The organism is Afipia broomeae ATCC 49717 (assembly GCF_000314675.2).
GTDB lineage: Bacteria > Pseudomonadota > Alphaproteobacteria > Rhizobiales > Xanthobacteraceae > Afipia > Afipia broomeae.
Map to the genome: position 1 here is coordinate 24,404 of NZ_KB375283.1, position 15,448 is coordinate 39,851.

Here is a 15,448-nt window from a genome sequence, read left to right on the forward strand (position 1 = left end):
GATCCAGCGAGGGCGGCTTTGTTGCGTCAGTCACGGCGCTCGAGATCGCGATACGACGATAACCGCGACAGAAATGCCAGCACCAGTCCAATCCCGACCAGCGAAAATCCCATTGTGAAAATCTTGGAGACGCCAGTGGTCGGCCCAAGCGTGGCGTCACCCACCGTGGTCAGGGCTACGACACTGAAATAGGCCGAATCGAGCCACGACCAGCCCTCGACCCAATGGTAGAAAATCGAACCGCCCAGCACCGACATGGTCAGCAGGAAGATGATGGCCTGAAATTCGGGATCGCGCAGGCCGTGCCAGAAGCCGAGAGACAGGCGGACGAGGCCCACGCCGAGCGACTTCATCAGATTTGATCCCCCACTGACAGTTCCCCGCTTCCCAGCCTGACACAGGCACGCCCAATAAAAAATCGCCCGGAAGCAACTTCCGGGCGATTTCAATATGGTGGGGGAAGAAGGACTCGAACCTTCGAAGCCATACGGCGGCTGATTTACAGTCAGCTCCCTTTGCCACTCGGGACACTCCCCCGCTCGACGTCATCGGACACCCTCGCCCACCCGAACGGGGTGGTTGAACGGCCATGGATGACGGTAAAAAGCGTGCCCGTAGACGGGCGCCCGGTCGGCGCGTTTATGGGCGAAGCACCGGGGTAAAGTCAACCAATGCCGGGACGATTGTCACATTTCCCTTCCCGCCGTCCGAAGCCGGAAATTGCCATTATTTCAGCCCCGTGGGACAAGGCCGCATGAGCGATCGAGACCGCAAATCACGTTTCAAAGGCCCCAAACCAGGCGGACGCGGTGGCGACCGTGACCGGGAACGGCACGGGGAGCGTTCCGGGAAGCACCAGGGAAAGCCTCAAGGACGTCCTCAGTGGCGCGACCGCGAAGCCAGGGGACACGCGAAAGGCGAAGGCCCTGTCGTTCTCTATGGCTGGCACTCGGTCACCATGGCGCTGGCCAATCCCGAACGGCGAATCCGCAAGCTGTTCGTCACCGAAAACGTCGCCCGCCGCCTTGCCGACGAAAAAATCGACACCCGCGTTCCGCCGGAGCTGGTGCATCCGGGCGACATCGACCGCCGGCTCGGGCCGGATGCTGTGCATCAGGGCCTGCTCGCCGAGGCCGATCCCCTGCCCGGCCTGCATCTCGACGAACTGCCTCAGGACGGCATCGTGCTGGTGCTCGACCAGATTACCGATCCGCACAATGTCGGCGCGATCCTGCGCTCGGCCGCAGCGTTCGGCGTCAAGGCAATCATCACCACCGGACGGCACAGTCCGGAGGCGACCGGTGTGCTGGCCAAATCCGCATCCGGCGCACTCGAGCTTGTGCCCATCATCGAAGTCGCGAACCTGCATCGCGCGCTCGGCGAGATGAACGAGGCAGGCTTCCTGACGGTCGGACTCGACAGCGAGGGCCAGGGCGATCTCAGCAAGGTGCCCCTGCATGCGCCGCTCGCTCTGGTGCTGGGCGCGGAAGGCAAAGGCCTGCGTCAGCTCACGCGCGAGACGTGCAGCGTGGTCGCACGCATGGACATGCCCGGCGCGATGAAGAGCCTTAATGTCTCGAATGCAGCCGCGCTCGCGCTTTATATCGGGACAAGCCGTCTTGGCCTGATGGGCTGAATCAAAACGCCCGCCTGCGTGATGCAGACGGGCGTTTCGCTTTATATCCGATCAATCAGATCAGTATTTGTAGCGAAGCGGACGCGATCCGTGCGCCATGGCGTGGCCGTGGTGACGGTGCGTGTAATAGTACTTCGGCGCGGTACGATACGGACGGTAGTGCATCCGATGATAGCCGCGGTGATAATGGCGGCGGGCGTAGCGATAGCTGTAGACCGCAGGTCCCTGCACGCCCGGTGCGCCGTCATAGTAATGGCTGGTGGCGTTGCCGTACGGACCGCCATCATAACCATAGCGATAAGGCCGGCCATAGTAGCGCGAACCGATCACCGCGCGTTCCTGATAGGTCGGCACCGGAGCAAAGTTGCCGGGGCCGGTATAGGTCGGGCCCTGATTCACCCAGTAATACTGCGGGCTTGCATACGTCTGATAAGCGTCCGCATCGGTCAGACGCTCGCGCACACCGCAACCGCCGTAACCGTAGCCTGTGCCGTAACCGCATCCATAGTTGTAAGCATAATAGCCGTAGCTGCCGCACGGATCGGTCACAGCACATGCCTGCGCGGGTGCCGCCGTCGCCATGGTCGCAGCAAAGGCTGCTCCCGCAATCAATCCTGCAATCGTCTGACGCATTACTCTCTCCTGTTTAAACGCTTTTGTTTTGGTCTCGTTATTGTTTCAGATCGGGCCGGAAACCATTCGGCCTGTAGCTGGGCCGGAAGCCGTTCGGCCGACCGCTCTGATCGCGCGGCGCTTCGATGATCGACGGTGGATATAGCGGAACGTCGTAGTGCTGCTGCGGCGCCGGCGGCGCGGATTGCGCGGACCACGAGCGATGATAGCTCTCCGCAGGCTGCGGCAGCGCGCGATTGGCAGGCGGCTGAATTTCGAGACGGCCGTAGCCCGGCGTGCGTCCGGCGCTCGGATAATAGTGGCCGACTTCGGGGCCGATGTAGCGATCCCAGCCGCCATAAACGCGGTCCGCATTCTTGAAATGTTTGGCGAGGCCCCATTCGCCTTCGACGACGGCATAGGACGCATCGCGGCCATTGATCATGACGGGAACGCCCGCACGGCCGGGAATCACGATCAACGGACCGGTATCGGCCGCAGCCGCTGCCGCCGTTCCGATCAAGATCGCCAGAGCCAGTATCGCATGCATGGAATGAGACCTTCGTTGCAGCCGCACCCTAATCCAGCGAGGCAAGCCAGGAGTTAAAGGCCCCGCCCAATCGTCAGGTAAGCCTAACGCGTAAGCATTTGCGGTCGCTCAATTGCGAGCGATTTCAATAAGATTTTGGAAAGTGGAAGGTTAACGGCGGGCGCCGGGCGGGCTCGCTCGCCCGGTTCCACAGGTGAAACAACGCCTCTCGACAACGTGATTATATGATAATCATCATTCTATTGATCGGCCGGATATGCCACTTAGCTCCTCCGTCAGAACGAACAGAGGAGAACTTCGATGACCGTGCAAACCAGAGAATTCAACCACCATCGTTATGAATTCGTGCGTGGCAACGACGGCGATTTCATCGCCTATCAGCGCCATCTCGGCGACGGCGTCTGGCAGACGTTTTCCACGTGGATGATTCCGCGCACGAACGAGGGCTGAAGCAATCGGCCGACGGCGGCGGTGAATGGTGCCGGTTGAGAGGATTGAACTCCCGACCTTCGGTTTACAAAACCGCTGCTCTACCGCTGAGCTAAACCGGCGTCGGGGAACAGCTATCAGCGCGGCCGCCTGAGGACAAGACCGACGGCGATGTTGCCGGGTCGCACGCCAACGGAAAAGCCGCCGCTCGAAGCGACGGCTTTCCGGACAGGACATTGGTCCGCGGCTTTTTCCGCTTCCACCTTCACCTAGCCACCGCCTGGCGTCCCCCGGGGTTCCGGGAACCGCGCATCGCAATGCCGTGAACCTCCGCTTTACCGCAGCGACCAACGCAGGGACTTGTCGCCGATGTCACGGCGCCGGCGCGGAGAACCGTTGCAATGACCGAGTGGTTGCTGGGCACGCTGCTGGTGCTGATCCTGATCATCAAGCTGCTCGACTATTTGGAGCTCTTCGATGTTCTCGACTTTTTGTCCGCGGTCCTGAAGCTGACCGGCGCGCTGTTTTTTGGCATCGCCAGTCTGATCATCTGGGCGTCGCGCAAATTGCTGGGCAAGAGCGGCGGACGAACCGAGGCCGGCTGAAATTCACAGCCATTCAATTTGCGCTGTCGTCCGATTTGGGCCACCAGTAAATGTGGTTGGACATCGGGCGCCCGGAGGATTTCGCATGGACGGCAACGGCGGGTTTCGGACGCACCACAAATATCTGATTGCCGCGATCGGCGTGATTGCCGCTCTCGCTTTCCTCTACAACCTGGGGATTTTCGACGTCTGGTCGGTGGATCAGGCCGCGAAATAGCAATCGCGCGAACGCCAAATATTCCCCCTGTCCTGCGTCAAAACGCCTGTGAATTGCGTGGACAACTCGGCGCGCCTTGGAACGGTCACGGTCTCGTCACCGTTGCCTACGCAGGTAGACAGCGATTCAGGCAACCAGACGAGGACGATCATGCCTTCACATGATGATGACCGTTATGAAAATGCCCTCGACGACGTCATCGCCCAATGCGGCGGTGACACGCGCGGCGCCTTGATGGCGTTGCTCGCGGCGAACGAATTCCTCGAAGCCCAGCTCAACGATCTCCACGCAGCGATCGAAACCGGCGAGGTTCCGCTGCGCTTCGAGAAGGTGCCGGCAAACTTGCTAAATTGACGCGGGCGAACAGAGATAGTTCCCGGAACATAAGCAAGCGGTTTGGGTTCTTCCGTTTCAATCGATTTATTGAAAGGAGAATCCGATGATCAAGAAATATGTGGCTGCAGCTCTGCTCGGAACCGCGTTGGCTGGTGGAGCGGCGTTCGCGCAGACCACAACTCCGGCCTCGCCTTCCCCTGCTCCCGCGGCTTCTGTATCCAGCGAGCAGATGAATCTGCAAGGCAACTGGCGGGCTTCCAAGCTTGTCGGCCTCGCGGTTTATAACGACGCCAACGAGAAGCTCGGCGACATCAGTGAAATCCTTCTCGACAAGAGCGGCAAGGTCAACGCCGTGATCATCGGCGTCGGCGGTTTCCTCGGCGTCGGTCAGCACGACATCGCCATGACGTTCGACAAGCTGAAATGGGTCGATGAGCCGGTCCGCTCGGCGTCGGCCGACAAGATGCCGGGCTCGGCAGGAACGTCGACAACAACCCGGCCGTCGACAACCACGGGCGCGGCTGGCGGCGGCATGGCTGCGACCGCGACCAAGAATGAATGGTACCCGGACCATGCGGTGATGAGCGGCACCAAGGAGCAGCTCAAGGCCATGCCGGCGTTCAAGTACTCGGAAAACGCGAAATAAAGGCATAGACAGGCCAAGATAGCCTGCACATCAGCGCGGCCGAATCGGCTCAGCCGGTTCGGCCGCTCGCGTGCCTATCTAAAGATAGGCGCTGAGGCACCATGCGTTGAGCGCAGCCGCAACCGCCAAGGTGACGGCGAGCAACGTATCGACCGCAATCGGCTCCTCAGGAGCCAGTCTGAGAATCATCCGCGTCATACCGGGATTTGACCGCCCCGGCGGCTGCGAGTCTCGCGCATTGTTTTTGCTGGGCCCCCTTGTCAGTTTTCCCTTTCCGAGTCCGATTCTCCCGGCTTCTGGCAGATGGTTGTGCGGCGCAGTGTTGTCATGCGCCGATTTAAACGCACAATATCCCGCGTTTCTTTCAGCCAGAGAAAAAGAAAAACATGACAGCCAAATTGACCGCAAAGAGTCCCGCAAAAAAACTGATGACTGAATTCCCGCCGGCGCGGGACAATCTCGTAACCCTCGCCAACTGGCGCACCCAGCCTTCCAGCGACTGGAGCTTTCACAACGTCCGCCGCCTGCTGCCGACCGCGAACATCGCGGCGTCGAAAAACCCCGTTCCGCTGGAAAGCTCGCTGGTCGAAATCGGCGACGTCGCCTTCGAGGGGAACAAGGGCGGCCGGACCACGCTGCGCGATGCGCTGCGTACTACGAACACCAAGGGGTTTCTGGTTCTTCGCCGCGGCAGGATCGCGGCCGAGTGGTACGCGGGCGGCATGGATGCCACGACGCCGCATATCGTGTTCTCGGTGAGCAAGTCGATCTGCGGTGCGCTTGGCGGAATTCTCGCGGACAAGGGATTTCTCAACCCCAACCGGCCCGTAACCGATTACGTGCCCGAGGTCTCGTCTTCGGTGTACGGCGGCTGCTCGGTGCGGCATCTGCTCGACATGACGGTCGGCATCTCCTTTACCGAGGATTACGTCGATCCGGACGGCGATGTCGCGCGCTATCGCCGCGCTGTGGGATGGGATGTCATTCAACCCGGCCAGAGCACCATGGCGCTGCGCGAATACCTCGCGACCCAGAAGCCCGACGGCAAAACCCACGGCCACGCATTCCACTATGTCTCGACCAACACAGACCTGCTCGGCTGGGTCTATGAGCGTGCGGCGGGCCGCGCCCTGTCCGATCTGCTTGGCGAATATCTCTGGACGCCGCTCGGCGCGGAAACCGACGCCTATATCACGCTCGATCCGGAAGGCGCGATGCGCGCCGCCGGCGGCATTTGCGCCGCGCCGCGCGACCTCGCCCGTTTTGGCGAAATGATCCGGCAGCGCGGTGTCGCGCACGGCAGGCAGGTCATTCCCGGCTGGTGGATCGACGACATCAACGACAATGGTGATCCGGAAGCCTGGGCGCGCGGCGAATTCGCCGAGATGTTTCCCGATGCGGCCTATCGCAGCAAGTTCTATCAGATCGACCGCAAGCGGCGCACGCTGTGCTGCATCGGCATCCACGGCCAGTGGATCTACATCGATCCCATCAGCGAACTGGTGATCGTTCGCGTCGCCGCCGAGCCGATCCCGCTCGATGTCGACAACTACCGCGCCTGGCGGCGCGGCTTCGCGGCCATCGTCCAGCACTTTTCATAGGACGTCGGTTAGTTCATCGCGACCACGCCGGCATTCAGCGTGGTCGCGTATGCGACCCAAGCCAGATACGGCGCGAGCAGCCAGGCCGCGGACTTGTCGGCGCGTGAAGCCGCGATCATTGTCATCACGATGGCGATCAACAGTCCGATGATGATAACGAGCGCCGTGCGGGTGCCGTGCCATCCGAAGAAGACCGGCGACCACGCCGCGTTCAGCGCAAGCTGAATCAGAAACCAGGTAATCGCCGAGGCCCGCGGAGCCGACGGCGCCGCGCGATCCCACAGGCGCCACAGGCTAACAGCCATCAGAATGTAGAGAATGGTCCACGCGATTGGAAAAACCACCGGTGGCGGTGTCCACCACGGCTTTGCCAGCGCCGCATACCACACCGGGATTTCGGGCCGCGTCACATATGATTCGAGAATCCCGACGCCGAGACACAGCAGCAGGCAGAGGGCCAACCGCCCGGCTGATTTCGACGTCATGACATCCCTCCGTAGATGCTCAGCGCGTCAGCCTTTCCAGTTCGGGAAACGCGGCGTAGGTGACACCCTTACAAAGATCCTCGGTATCCTCGATGATGCGATCGAGCCGCCCGTCAACGTACACGCCCGCACGCTCCTTCACACCGGCGTAACGCCCCGCAATGCGCGCATTCAAGCGCACACACACGACATAGCGCCGTCGGCCCCCGACTTCCTTTTGCGCCGGTTCTGAAATCCCGGCGTCGCGTATGCCCATTGGATCGTTCAGGTAGGTCCGCAGCAGCGCAAGCAGTTCGGGACGGTAGTTCGCAGGATACGGCTGGTTCTCGATGCCGCGATCGGCGGTGTAGGACAGGCCGTCGCTGCCGCCGGTCCACGTACAGCCCGCAAGACCGAGCGCAACCAGCGCCAGCGCAACGCTCCGCGTATATGTCACCAATTTGCAACGCATTCCGATGAAGTCCACGACCTGAGGCATCGCATTGGGTTTCTTGGACATTGTGTCATTGACAAGGCAACCCCTCGCCGGTTGATTGCAACCACGGCACAGGTGCCAGCGCAAGCTGGCGAATAGGGAATTCGGTGCCGCCGTGCAGGCTCGTAAAAGTGACGTCTGCATGGCCATTCCGAAGCTGCCCCCGCAACTGTCAGCGGTGAGCCGTTGTCCAATATGCCACTGAGCGAAGGCTTTTCAGCCGGGCTTGGGAAGGCGGACAACGGCGACGATCCGCGAGCCAGGAGACCTGCCTGTACCGGTCATCCTTCCGTCGCACGGGGCGTGCGAAGGGGCGGCGTTCCGCAGCGGTGACGTGACGTAACTGTTGCGGAGGTTCGGCCGATGGCCTGTTTCCTCAGTCAGGACGGAACGTGTGGAGGCAGAAACCTGCCGCCGGCCGTCGTGTCTGCGCGTTCTCACCGCGCCTCCGCGATCACATGCATCGGCGGGGCTTCAACGTGACTCAGTATTCCAAATCTCTCTTTCCGGCGGCGACGCTCGGACTCTCATTCGCAGCGGCATGCCTTGCGGGCACCGCACTCGTCAGCCCTGCCCTCGCGCAGGATAACGGCGGTGCGCTGCCGGCGATCAACGTCGATGCGACGCGTCTCTATGGCACCGGCGGCAATGCGGGGAGCAACACCGGCGCTCCCACCAACTCCATCGGCATCGTCGGCGCTTCGACGACAGTCATCACCAAGGAAGATATTGCGCGGGCGCCCGGCCAAACTATCCAAGATGTTTTGGCCACTGTGCCGGGCGTGCAACTGCAGACATTGTTCGGAGGCGTCAATGGCGCCGGGACGACCGTCGATTTGCGCGGTTTCGGTGCGTTTGCGACGGCCAATACACTTATCTTGATCAACGGACGGCGCATCAACGACGTTGACCTCGCTGGTGTCGACCTCTCGACAATTCCGCTTTACTCGATCGAGCGCATCGAAGTCACTCGCGGCAATAGCGGCGCAGTATTGTATGGCGACAACGCTATTGGTGGCGTCGTCAATATTGTCACCAAAACCGGCGCCGGCGCCGGTAAACCTATCGAAATGCGCGTTGAAGGCGGCGCGGGTTCTTACGGTGCCCGCCAGGGCAGCACGTCCTTTACGACCAATAACGGCCCTTGGTCGTCGTCGGCATTTGCAAACGTTTTCAAGTCCGATGGCTATCGCGTCAACAACGCAACCGATCAGCGGAATGCGGTAGGTGAAATCCGTTACACAACGACAGATTTCAGCGCGTTCTTTAATTTGTCGGGCGATGACCAGCACTTGGGCCTCCCGGGAGGCCGGACTGTCAATGCTTTCGTCAACGAACTCGCTACCGACCGGCGCGGCGCGGCCACGCCGTTCGATTTCGGAAACAAGCAAGGAGCCAATGCGACTGCAGGCTTCACCAAGACACTCTGGAACGGCGCCGAACTGATCATCGATGGCGGTGTGCGCAACAAAAATCAGCAATCAGCTTTCTTTAGTCCGTTTTCCGAGAGTTATGTCGATAGCGTTCTAACGACGTGGTCGATCACGCCTCGCCTCAACATCAAGAATGATATTCTTGGCCTTCGTTCGAACATTCTGACCGGTATCGATTACTACGATGCAAAGTACGACTCGGATCGGCCGATGTTCAAAGGTTTGGCTCCGATACACGTCTACAATCTCACACAGCGCACCCTCGGCGGATACTGGCAGCAAACTTTGGGGCTCCTTCCGACAACCGATTTCTCTTACGGTGCGCGTGTTCAGAACACACAGGTTAGCGCACGCGACCGCTACGACCCGACTGCTCCCGCCCCGCTATTCTCGACGGGAGCGCAGGACCTCCCGCTAAACAGCAACGAAACTCAATACGCATTGCACGTAGGCTTGGAGCACCGCTTCACCGACAGTTTTGCGGTCTTCGGCAGGGCAGCGCGCGCTTTTAGAACCCCAAACGTCGACGAACGTGTTGGAGCCGGTCCGCAGTTCGATGCGAATTTCATTGCAATCCCGAGCAACTTCTCCTTGAAAACACAGACGTCGTATGACGTGGAAGGAGGCTTCCGCATACGCGCCGGGCGTTTCCAGATGCAGACCAGTGTCTACGACATGCACTTGAGGAACGAGATCCATTTCAATCCGTTCCTCGGATACAATCTCAACCTCGACCCTACGCATCGCTATGGTACCGAAACCAGCGTGTCGCTCGCGGTCACCGATACGTTGCGGCTGCGCGGAAGCCTTGCCTACACGCGCGCTGTTTTTGAGGATGGCCCGTTCGCCGGGAATAACGTCCCACTGGTGTCCCCCATCAGCGGAACGGCAGGTTTTAGCTGGGATATTTGGCAGAAGTACGCAGTCCTCGATGCGAACGTTCGCTTCTGGGGAGTTCGGCGCATGGACAACGACCAGCGCAACAACCAGCCCACAATTCCTGCCAATGCAACGCTCGATCTGAAATTGAGTGGACAGTATGATCGTTTCTTCTGGTCGGTCGCAGTCAACAATCTGTTCGACACACTTTACTATGACTACGCTGTAGCGAGCCAGTTTACGCTCGGCAATTATAGTGCGTATCCATTACCCGGCCGCGTCTACATGGTTAAAGCGGGTATGACCTTCTGACGCAGCAAGTAGCCTCTTAGAGACGTGTCTTTAACTAACAGCCCGGCCTGCAGTCATCGCATGACCGATGACCGCAGGCCGTTCTTCTTTCCATGAGCCGCTTCGATGCGGGGGCTATGCAATAGCGGTCACGGAAATATCAAGGAAGAAGAGATCAGCCCTTCTTCTGCACGGCGATGTGCTTGACAGGCGCCGCGGACGAAATGTGCTTCTTGCTCACCACAGCGCTGGTCTTCTTGTGCGCCTTGTGATGCTTGATCTTCTTCTCCTTCACTTTCGCGTTCGCATTCGCGACCGACGGCTTCAGAGTTTCGGACTTCGCGGCGGGCGCCGTCTCGGTCTTCATGACGGTGGCGGCCATTGCAGGGGCGGCAATCATCGAACCCGCAACAAGGGCGGCAGAAATGATCTTCAGCATGGGTCTCTCCTGGCGTTATGCGATCAGGGGTGGCCGGTCGGATGGCCGGGTAACCGATCGTCGCAACAAAGCTAGGACTCCCCCGCTGAACTCAGTCTGAAGCGCACCAATGGCTTTCGTTCATCTGGATGACAGTTTGGACATGCGCCCGGCCGGCGGGTGAACCGGAAATCGCCGGAATTATGACGGGCTGACGCAGGAATGTTTGAACCCGGCGGGTGTTTAAGAGGTACAAACAGGATTAGGATCGTGTTTGCAGATCAACGGAGGCTACGCATGAGCAACTCGACCATCAGGCAGATATCTCTGGCATTTCTTCTTTCGGCGTTCGTTACGGCACCTTCGATCACCCTCGTGCAGGCAGCCCCTTCGGACACGCCCTCGCCTCCGGCCTCCGACACCAAATCGAAGCCCAAGGACAAGAAGAAAGACGACAGGAAGTCCTCGATCGACAGCCCTGCGTTTCTCCAGGGTTATCGCGCCGCCTATGCGACGATCTACGAGCGAAGCCAGTACGCCGCGGCGATTGACCAGCTCAAGGCGCTCGGTCAGGACGACCGCGCCGATGTCGCCAATCTGATCGGATACTCGTATCGCAAGCTCGGCAACTACGAGCTTGCCAGTGTCTGGTATGAGCGCGCACTGAAGGCGGATCCGAACCACGTCCGCACCTGGCAGTACTACGGCCTGTGGCAGGTCGAACAGGGCAACCGCGAACAGGCGAAGCACCACCTCGCGAGGATCGAAGCGCTCGCAGGCCGCGACAGCGCCGAGTATCAGTCGCTGGCCTCCGCGCTGACCACCGGCCGGACGTCGTACTGACCGAACCGATCAACGGCGCGCGCCTGGCCACGGGCACGCGCCGTCCTCTTGGTTAACCCGCGCGGGTCAAGCCGGATTTTGGCCGCGCGGGACTGTTTTGCGCAGGCGATCCCGCCTCGACAACACCGGAAAACCTCGTATAGACGAAGCCCGCGCGCGTCACGACTTCGTGGATGCGCGCTCAGGGGCTGATCCGGATATGACGAAGCCGAGAAAATATGAGCGGATTGCCTTCGTGGCGGGCCCGAGCGATGAGGCCCAGCAGGCCCTCGCCCAGCTCACCGCGGCCTATGGCAACCAGCCGTCAGACAAGGCCGACGTGGTCGTGGCGCTGGGCGGCGACGGCCTGATGCTGCAAACGCTGCACCGGCATATGCGCTCCGGCATTCCGATCTACGGCATGCATCGCGGCACCGTCGGTTTCCTGATGAACGAGTTCAGCCAGCACTCGCTGGTCGAGCGGCTGGAAGCCGCGAAGCTCACCGTGATCAATCCGCTGCTGATGCGCGCCACCGACGTTCACGGCAAGGTGCACATCCATCACGCCATCAATGAAGTCTCGCTGTTCCGGCAGACCCATCAGGCGGCGCGCCTGCGCATCATGGTCGATGAGCACGAGCGCATGGCCGAGCTGATTTCCGACGGGATCATGGTGGCCACACCCGCCGGTTCGACCGCCTACAATCTGTCGGCGCAGGGCCCGATCCTGCCGATCAACGCGGCTCTCCTCGCCCTGACACCGATCAGCCCGTTTCGCCCCCGCCGCTGGCGCGGCGCACTGCTGCCCAACACGGCGTTCGTCGTGTTCGAGGTGCTTGAATCCGACAAGAGGCCGGTCGCCGCCGTCGCCGATCATGACGAGGCCCGCGACGTGCAGCGGGTCGAAATCATCGCGGACAAGACCATCTCGATCCGCATGCTGTTCGATCCCGGCCACAGCCTGGAAGAACGCATCCTCAGCGAGCAGTTCGGGTTCTGACCCTGCCGCCCCGGCCGTCTTGGATAACCCTTCGTTAACGGCAGTCGCATATAGTTAATGCGAGGTGTACCCTGGTCCGGGTGCGCCACCCCGGGCGGCGCATGTTCATTATCGATTTCAACAAACTGCGGTTTCTCGTGTGCGACGACAATGCGCATATGCGTCGCATTCTGCGCACGCTGCTCCATTCGTTCGGCGCGCGCGAAGTCTATGAAGCGGAAGACGGTGCAACCGCGCTCGAGATGTACTCCCACTATGTCCCCGACATCGTCATCACCGACTGGTCGATGCCGATTTTCGACGGGCTCGAGCTCGCGCAGATGATCCGTCAGCCCGACGGCGTGGGCAATCCTTACGCGCCGATCATCATGCTGACCGGACATTCGGAGAAGCGCCGCGTCATGGTCGCGCGCGACGCCGGCGTCACGGAATTCCTGGCGAAGCCGATCTCCGCCAAGGGCCTTTACCAGCGCATTCTGAATGTCGTGGCCAATCCCCGCCCCTTCATCAAGACCAAGAACTATTTCGGACCGGACCGCCGCCGCAATCCCAACGCGGCCTATATCGGCGTCGAGCGGCGCACCGGCGGCAAAGCCGAAGTCGTGCAGCAACCCTCGCTGCTCGACAAAGCCCGTTCCGGAAACTAGGAGCACCCATGGCCCGCAAGCCGCCAGTCGAGATCAAGGTCGATACCTTCGCGGACCATCAGGTCATCTCGCAGCCCAATCCGCTGCGCAAGATGGTGCGGTATTCCGAAGAGAAGGATCTCGACGATCCGGTTGCACGGGCCGAACAGGCGCTCGCCAGCCTGTCCGGCGAGTTCAACCACTGGATGCAGGTGGAGTGCGACCGGCTGAGCGCGGCTTATGCCGCAATCGCAAGCGAAGGACTGAACGGCGAGAACCGCGAGGAACTGTTCCGCGCAGCGCACGACATCAAGGGCGGCGCTGCGACGTTCGGCTTCCCCACCGCCGCTGCGGCGGCGGAAAGCCTGTGCCGGATTATCGAACATGCACCGGATCTCGCTCAGGTGCCGGGCGAATTGATCCAGCACCATGTCAACGCGATCCAGGCGATCTATCGCGAACAGTCGAAGATCAACGCCGTCGGCATGGCGGATGAACTGAGCAAGAAGCTGCGCGGCGTGGCGGACGAATATCTGATCCACGTCAACCGCGACCGGCCCGAACATCTCGAAGCGATCCTGTCGCCGAGCATCGTTCCGGAAGGCTGAATAACCCTCGATCAATGTTTCCATCGCTCATGGTGTCGGGACGACGCGATGCGTCAGCACTCCTTGCGGCGTGCCGGCGAAGGCCGGGATTCATCTTGCACGATAGCGCGTCATACTGAGGTGCGAGCCGGGCTTGCGGCGAGCCTCGAAGGATGACGGCTCAAGCCAGATTTCGGCGATCTTCAAAATACTACGCCGCAATGCGCCGGTCATAGTCATAATCGCGCTCATCGCGATCGTACCCGTCGTACCGATCCATGGCACTATCAACAAAGGCATGGACTGACGCGTCGTTATGTCGAGCGTCATCTGCGGTTCGCATGTCGTCATAATGCAGCGGATCGGAATTCGCGACCGCATAGACGTCTTGCACCGTATATTCATCCTTGGCGTAGTCATCGATATAGCGCGTGGTCTCGACACTGTCGCGATACTGCGGGTCGACCGCAGTGGCATCGTAAGTATCTTCAGCGCCGTAGATCTCGTAGTCCTCTGACGTCTCGTAAGCATCGTCGGCGGCATACGCATCCATGTCGTCGTCAGTCTGATAGGCGTCGTAGCCGACCGCCTCTTCGGCAACATGCGCATTGAGCGTGCCGATGAAATCATCGGCCGCGAGTTCGTCGCAGAACAGGCGCGCTTCTTCCCGCGCCGATTCCATCGCAAAGCGCCGCAGCAGGATCAGCAGAGGTTCGGAGACTGTTTCGGCGGTTTCGCACTGGGTGAGCACGCGCTCGACCATGCGGCGGCGAAGCCGCGTCGCGCCCGCGACCGTGCCGACGAAGCCGATTTCATGCGACGCGTCGAGTGCCGCGCGGAAGGCGCGATAGGTCGATTCCGGCAGGCCAGCCTTGGCGAGCAGCGCGTTCAGGCTGACGCCGCCGCTATCATGGACGATCGCAGCCACGCGGTTGCGCGGCAGGCCGGACAGTTCGACAAGCGATTCCTCGAACAGTTCGATGTTGCCTGAGAGAAGCGCGCGCAGGATCAGCCCTGCATTGAGCTGGCCGATGGATCGCAGATGACCAATCAGCGCGGTCATATCCTCGCCGCGCGTCTGCGCCGCGATGTTGACCGTGGAGCGCTCCATCGCCTCCCCTGCCACGCGCCGGGCGCGATCGGGGTTCAGCCAGTCGCGCGCGGTGACGAACTGCGTCAGCGTGTCGGACAATTTCTGCGCCAGCGTGAGCCGGATCGCGGCAGGCAATTCATCCATCGTCAGCAGCGATTCACGGATCGCGGCGAGATGGCCAAACCGCTCCGCCACACGCGCCAGCGAGAAATCAGCCAACTGGGCGGCGCGATTTTCGATCAGTTCCAGCACCGACGAGGCGCAGCCGACTTCGGCAAGTGCCGCGCAAACCGACGGCGGCAGATCGAAACGGCGCGCGATGGCGCTTTGGGTCTCGGCATTTCCGGTCGCGACCATGTCGACCAGATCGGAGTCGAGCAGCAACGGAGAGTGTTCGAGGATCGGGACCGCTACCGATGCCTGATCGACAGCAAGCGCCGCCACGATTGCGGCCGGCGCATCCAGCGAGTGCGCGAAAACTTCCGCCATCGCCTGCCGCACCAGCGGCGAGGCATCATCGAGAAGCATCAGCAGCGCGCCTTCCGCGGCGGCGCGATCGTCTTCCGACAAATCGGAAATGAGCCAGGCGCGGGCCAGACACCGCGTCGCCTCTGCGCGCTCCCCTGCGGGAGCCGTGCGAACCCAACTAATAAACTGCCGAACGATCATGGGTGTTCCGGCTTACGCAACATGCCAAGGCACCGCGA

General features: G+C 61.0%; 19 protein-coding genes, 2 tRNA genes and 1 riboswitch. Of the genes, 12 read left to right on the forward strand and 9 right to left on the reverse strand.

Going from position 1 to position 15,448, the window contains the following annotated elements; all coding sequences use genetic code 11:
- Window positions 1-26 precede the first annotated feature (26 nt).
- Together HMPREF9695_RS12470 and HMPREF9695_RS12475 are read right to left on the reverse strand one after the other, a co-directional pair.
- The gene (locus HMPREF9695_RS12470) at window positions 27-353 is read right to left on the reverse strand and encodes a potassium channel family protein (RefSeq protein WP_006021202.1); all 327 of its coding nucleotides are present in this window, start codon (window positions 351-353) and stop codon (window positions 27-29) included.
- A 98-nt stretch (window positions 354-451) separates the two neighbouring features.
- Window positions 452-537, reverse strand: a tRNA-Tyr gene (locus tag HMPREF9695_RS12475).
- A gap of 217 nt (window positions 538-754) precedes the next feature.
- On the opposite strand from HMPREF9695_RS12475, the gene rlmB reads away from it, so the two are divergent.
- The gene (rlmB, locus tag HMPREF9695_RS12480) at window positions 755-1,636 is read left to right on the forward strand and encodes a 23S rRNA (guanosine(2251)-2'-O)-methyltransferase RlmB (RefSeq protein WP_006021203.1); all 882 of its coding nucleotides are present in this window, start codon (window positions 755-757) and stop codon (window positions 1,634-1,636) included.
- 60 nt (window positions 1,637-1,696) lie between these two features.
- Here rlmB and HMPREF9695_RS12485 read toward each other — a convergent pair whose 3' ends face one another.
- Together HMPREF9695_RS12485 and HMPREF9695_RS12490 are read right to left on the reverse strand one after the other, a co-directional pair.
- The gene (locus tag HMPREF9695_RS12485; RefSeq protein WP_006021204.1) at window positions 1,697-2,269 is read right to left on the reverse strand and encodes a hypothetical protein; all 573 of its coding nucleotides are present in this window, start codon (window positions 2,267-2,269) and stop codon (window positions 1,697-1,699) included.
- Between the two features lie 37 nt (window positions 2,270-2,306).
- Entirely contained in the window at window positions 2,307-2,798 is a 492-nt protein-coding gene (locus HMPREF9695_RS12490; RefSeq protein ID WP_006021205.1) for a hypothetical protein, read from the reverse strand.
- Between the two features lie 300 nt (window positions 2,799-3,098).
- Here HMPREF9695_RS12490 and HMPREF9695_RS26665 point away from each other — a divergent pair, with 300 nt between their 5' ends.
- The gene (locus HMPREF9695_RS26665; RefSeq protein ID WP_006021206.1) at window positions 3,099-3,248 is read left to right on the forward strand and encodes a hypothetical protein; all 150 of its coding nucleotides are present in this window, start codon (window positions 3,099-3,101) and stop codon (window positions 3,246-3,248) included.
- 26 nt (window positions 3,249-3,274) lie between these two features.
- Here HMPREF9695_RS26665 and HMPREF9695_RS12495 read toward each other — a convergent pair.
- A tRNA-Thr gene (locus HMPREF9695_RS12495) sits at window positions 3,275-3,349 on the reverse strand.
- Between the two features lie 279 nt (window positions 3,350-3,628).
- On the opposite strand from HMPREF9695_RS12495, the gene HMPREF9695_RS12500 reads away from it, so the two are divergent.
- From HMPREF9695_RS12500 to HMPREF9695_RS12515, 5 genes are all read left to right on the forward strand, one after another.
- Window positions 3,629-3,832 (forward strand): hypothetical protein, encoded by a 204-nt coding sequence (locus HMPREF9695_RS12500; RefSeq protein ID WP_006021207.1) that lies wholly within the window; start codon window positions 3,629-3,631, stop codon window positions 3,830-3,832.
- 85 nt (window positions 3,833-3,917) lie between these two features.
- Window positions 3,918-4,049 carry a hypothetical protein gene (locus HMPREF9695_RS27095; RefSeq protein WP_006021208.1) on the forward strand — a complete coding sequence of 44 codons (132 nt, stop codon included), beginning with the start codon at window positions 3,918-3,920 and terminating at the stop codon, window positions 4,047-4,049.
- Window positions 4,050-4,106: 57 nt separating this feature from the next.
- Window positions 4,107-4,403, forward strand: coding sequence for a hypothetical protein (locus HMPREF9695_RS12505; protein WP_343299467.1), 297 nt, complete (start codon window positions 4,107-4,109; stop codon window positions 4,401-4,403).
- Between the two features lie 85 nt (window positions 4,404-4,488).
- The gene (locus HMPREF9695_RS12510; protein ID WP_006021210.1) at window positions 4,489-5,031 is read left to right on the forward strand and encodes a PRC-barrel domain-containing protein; all 543 of its coding nucleotides are present in this window, start codon (window positions 4,489-4,491) and stop codon (window positions 5,029-5,031) included.
- 386 nt (window positions 5,032-5,417) lie between these two features.
- The gene (locus tag HMPREF9695_RS12515) at window positions 5,418-6,632 is read left to right on the forward strand and encodes a serine hydrolase domain-containing protein (protein ID WP_006021211.1); all 1,215 of its coding nucleotides are present in this window, start codon (window positions 5,418-5,420) and stop codon (window positions 6,630-6,632) included.
- A gap of 8 nt (window positions 6,633-6,640) precedes the next feature.
- Here the strand turns inward: HMPREF9695_RS12515 and HMPREF9695_RS12520 are convergent, their stop codons facing one another.
- The gene (locus tag HMPREF9695_RS12520; protein ID WP_006021212.1) at window positions 6,641-7,117 is read right to left on the reverse strand and encodes a TspO/MBR family protein; all 477 of its coding nucleotides are present in this window, start codon (window positions 7,115-7,117) and stop codon (window positions 6,641-6,643) included.
- A gap of 19 nt (window positions 7,118-7,136) precedes the next feature.
- Window positions 7,137-7,568 carry a hypothetical protein gene (locus HMPREF9695_RS12525; RefSeq protein WP_157223981.1) on the reverse strand — a complete coding sequence of 144 codons (432 nt, stop codon included), beginning with the start codon at window positions 7,566-7,568 and terminating at the stop codon, window positions 7,137-7,139.
- Between the two features lie 80 nt (window positions 7,569-7,648).
- Window positions 7,649-7,882: riboswitch (cobalamin riboswitch) on the forward strand.
- Window positions 7,883-8,050: 168 nt separating this feature from the next.
- Here HMPREF9695_RS12525 and HMPREF9695_RS12530 point away from each other — a divergent pair.
- The gene (locus tag HMPREF9695_RS12530; RefSeq protein ID WP_245258788.1) at window positions 8,051-10,216 is read left to right on the forward strand and encodes a TonB-dependent receptor; all 2,166 of its coding nucleotides are present in this window, start codon (window positions 8,051-8,053) and stop codon (window positions 10,214-10,216) included.
- 154 nt (window positions 10,217-10,370) lie between these two features.
- Here HMPREF9695_RS12530 and HMPREF9695_RS12535 read toward each other — a convergent pair whose 3' ends face one another.
- Window positions 10,371-10,634 carry a His-rich protein BRANT gene (locus HMPREF9695_RS12535; protein ID WP_006021215.1) on the reverse strand — a complete coding sequence of 88 codons (264 nt, stop codon included), beginning with the start codon at window positions 10,632-10,634 and terminating at the stop codon, window positions 10,371-10,373.
- 276 nt (window positions 10,635-10,910) lie between these two features.
- Here HMPREF9695_RS12535 and HMPREF9695_RS12540 point away from each other — a divergent pair, with 276 nt between their 5' ends.
- The 4 genes from HMPREF9695_RS12540 (at window position 10,911) to HMPREF9695_RS12555 (ending at window position 13,669) form a co-directional block, all read left to right on the forward strand.
- Window positions 10,911-11,456, forward strand: a complete 546-nt coding sequence (locus HMPREF9695_RS12540) for a tetratricopeptide repeat protein (protein WP_006021216.1) — start codon at window positions 10,911-10,913, stop codon at window positions 11,454-11,456.
- A gap of 199 nt (window positions 11,457-11,655) precedes the next feature.
- On the forward strand, window positions 11,656-12,435 hold the full coding sequence (locus tag HMPREF9695_RS12545) for an NAD kinase (RefSeq protein ID WP_006021217.1): 780 nt from the start codon (window positions 11,656-11,658) through the stop codon (window positions 12,433-12,435).
- Window positions 12,436-12,536: 101 nt separating this feature from the next.
- Window positions 12,537-13,082 carry a response regulator gene (locus tag HMPREF9695_RS12550; protein WP_006021218.1) on the forward strand — a complete coding sequence of 182 codons (546 nt, stop codon included), beginning with the start codon at window positions 12,537-12,539 and terminating at the stop codon, window positions 13,080-13,082.
- Between the two features lie 8 nt (window positions 13,083-13,090).
- On the forward strand, window positions 13,091-13,669 hold the full coding sequence (locus HMPREF9695_RS12555) for an Hpt domain-containing protein (RefSeq protein WP_006021219.1): 579 nt from the start codon (window positions 13,091-13,093) through the stop codon (window positions 13,667-13,669).
- Window positions 13,670-13,859: 190 nt separating this feature from the next.
- On the opposite strand, the gene HMPREF9695_RS12560 is transcribed toward HMPREF9695_RS12555, so the two are convergent.
- The gene (locus HMPREF9695_RS12560; RefSeq protein WP_006021220.1) at window positions 13,860-15,410 is read right to left on the reverse strand and encodes a DUF2336 domain-containing protein; all 1,551 of its coding nucleotides are present in this window, start codon (window positions 15,408-15,410) and stop codon (window positions 13,860-13,862) included.
- Window positions 15,411-15,448: the final 38 nt, after the last annotated feature.

What these genes read in the sequence shown, in the direction of transcription:
- HMPREF9695_RS12470 (WP_006021202.1), bottom strand. Translation starts at nt 353, where the DNA reads ATGAAGTCGCTCGGCGTGGGCCTCGTCCGCCTGTCTCTCGGCTTCTGG.
- HMPREF9695_RS12490 (WP_006021205.1), bottom strand. Translation starts at nt 2,798, where the DNA reads ATGCATGCGATACTGGCTCTGGCGATCTTGATCGGAACGGCGGCAGCG.
- HMPREF9695_RS12510 (WP_006021210.1), top strand. Translation starts at nt 4,489, where the DNA reads ATGATCAAGAAATATGTGGCTGCAGCTCTGCTCGGAACCGCGTTGGCT.
- HMPREF9695_RS12500 (WP_006021207.1), top strand. Translation starts at nt 3,629, where the DNA reads ATGACCGAGTGGTTGCTGGGCACGCTGCTGGTGCTGATCCTGATCATC.
- HMPREF9695_RS12515 (WP_006021211.1), top strand. Translation starts at nt 5,418, where the DNA reads ATGACAGCCAAATTGACCGCAAAGAGTCCCGCAAAAAAACTGATGACT.
- HMPREF9695_RS12550 (WP_006021218.1), top strand. Translation starts at nt 12,537, where the DNA reads ATGTTCATTATCGATTTCAACAAACTGCGGTTTCTCGTGTGCGACGAC.
- rlmB (WP_006021203.1), top strand. Translation starts at nt 755, where the DNA reads ATGAGCGATCGAGACCGCAAATCACGTTTCAAAGGCCCCAAACCAGGC.
- HMPREF9695_RS12560 (WP_006021220.1), bottom strand. Translation starts at nt 15,410, where the DNA reads ATGATCGTTCGGCAGTTTATTAGTTGGGTTCGCACGGCTCCCGCAGGG.
- HMPREF9695_RS12530 (WP_245258788.1), top strand. Translation starts at nt 8,051, where the DNA reads ATGCATCGGCGGGGCTTCAACGTGACTCAGTATTCCAAATCTCTCTTT.
- HMPREF9695_RS27095 (WP_006021208.1), top strand. Translation starts at nt 3,918, where the DNA reads ATGGACGGCAACGGCGGGTTTCGGACGCACCACAAATATCTGATTGCC.
- HMPREF9695_RS12555 (WP_006021219.1), top strand. Translation starts at nt 13,091, where the DNA reads ATGGCCCGCAAGCCGCCAGTCGAGATCAAGGTCGATACCTTCGCGGAC.
- HMPREF9695_RS12525 (WP_157223981.1), bottom strand. Translation starts at nt 7,568, where the DNA reads ATGCGTTGCAAATTGGTGACATATACGCGGAGCGTTGCGCTGGCGCTG.
- HMPREF9695_RS12485 (WP_006021204.1), bottom strand. Translation starts at nt 2,269, where the DNA reads ATGCGTCAGACGATTGCAGGATTGATTGCGGGAGCAGCCTTTGCTGCG.
- HMPREF9695_RS12520 (WP_006021212.1), bottom strand. Translation starts at nt 7,117, where the DNA reads ATGACGTCGAAATCAGCCGGGCGGTTGGCCCTCTGCCTGCTGCTGTGT.
- HMPREF9695_RS12540 (WP_006021216.1), top strand. Translation starts at nt 10,911, where the DNA reads ATGAGCAACTCGACCATCAGGCAGATATCTCTGGCATTTCTTCTTTCG.
- HMPREF9695_RS26665 (WP_006021206.1), top strand. Translation starts at nt 3,099, where the DNA reads ATGACCGTGCAAACCAGAGAATTCAACCACCATCGTTATGAATTCGTG.
- HMPREF9695_RS12545 (WP_006021217.1), top strand. Translation starts at nt 11,656, where the DNA reads ATGACGAAGCCGAGAAAATATGAGCGGATTGCCTTCGTGGCGGGCCCG.
- HMPREF9695_RS12535 (WP_006021215.1), bottom strand. Translation starts at nt 10,634, where the DNA reads ATGCTGAAGATCATTTCTGCCGCCCTTGTTGCGGGTTCGATGATTGCC.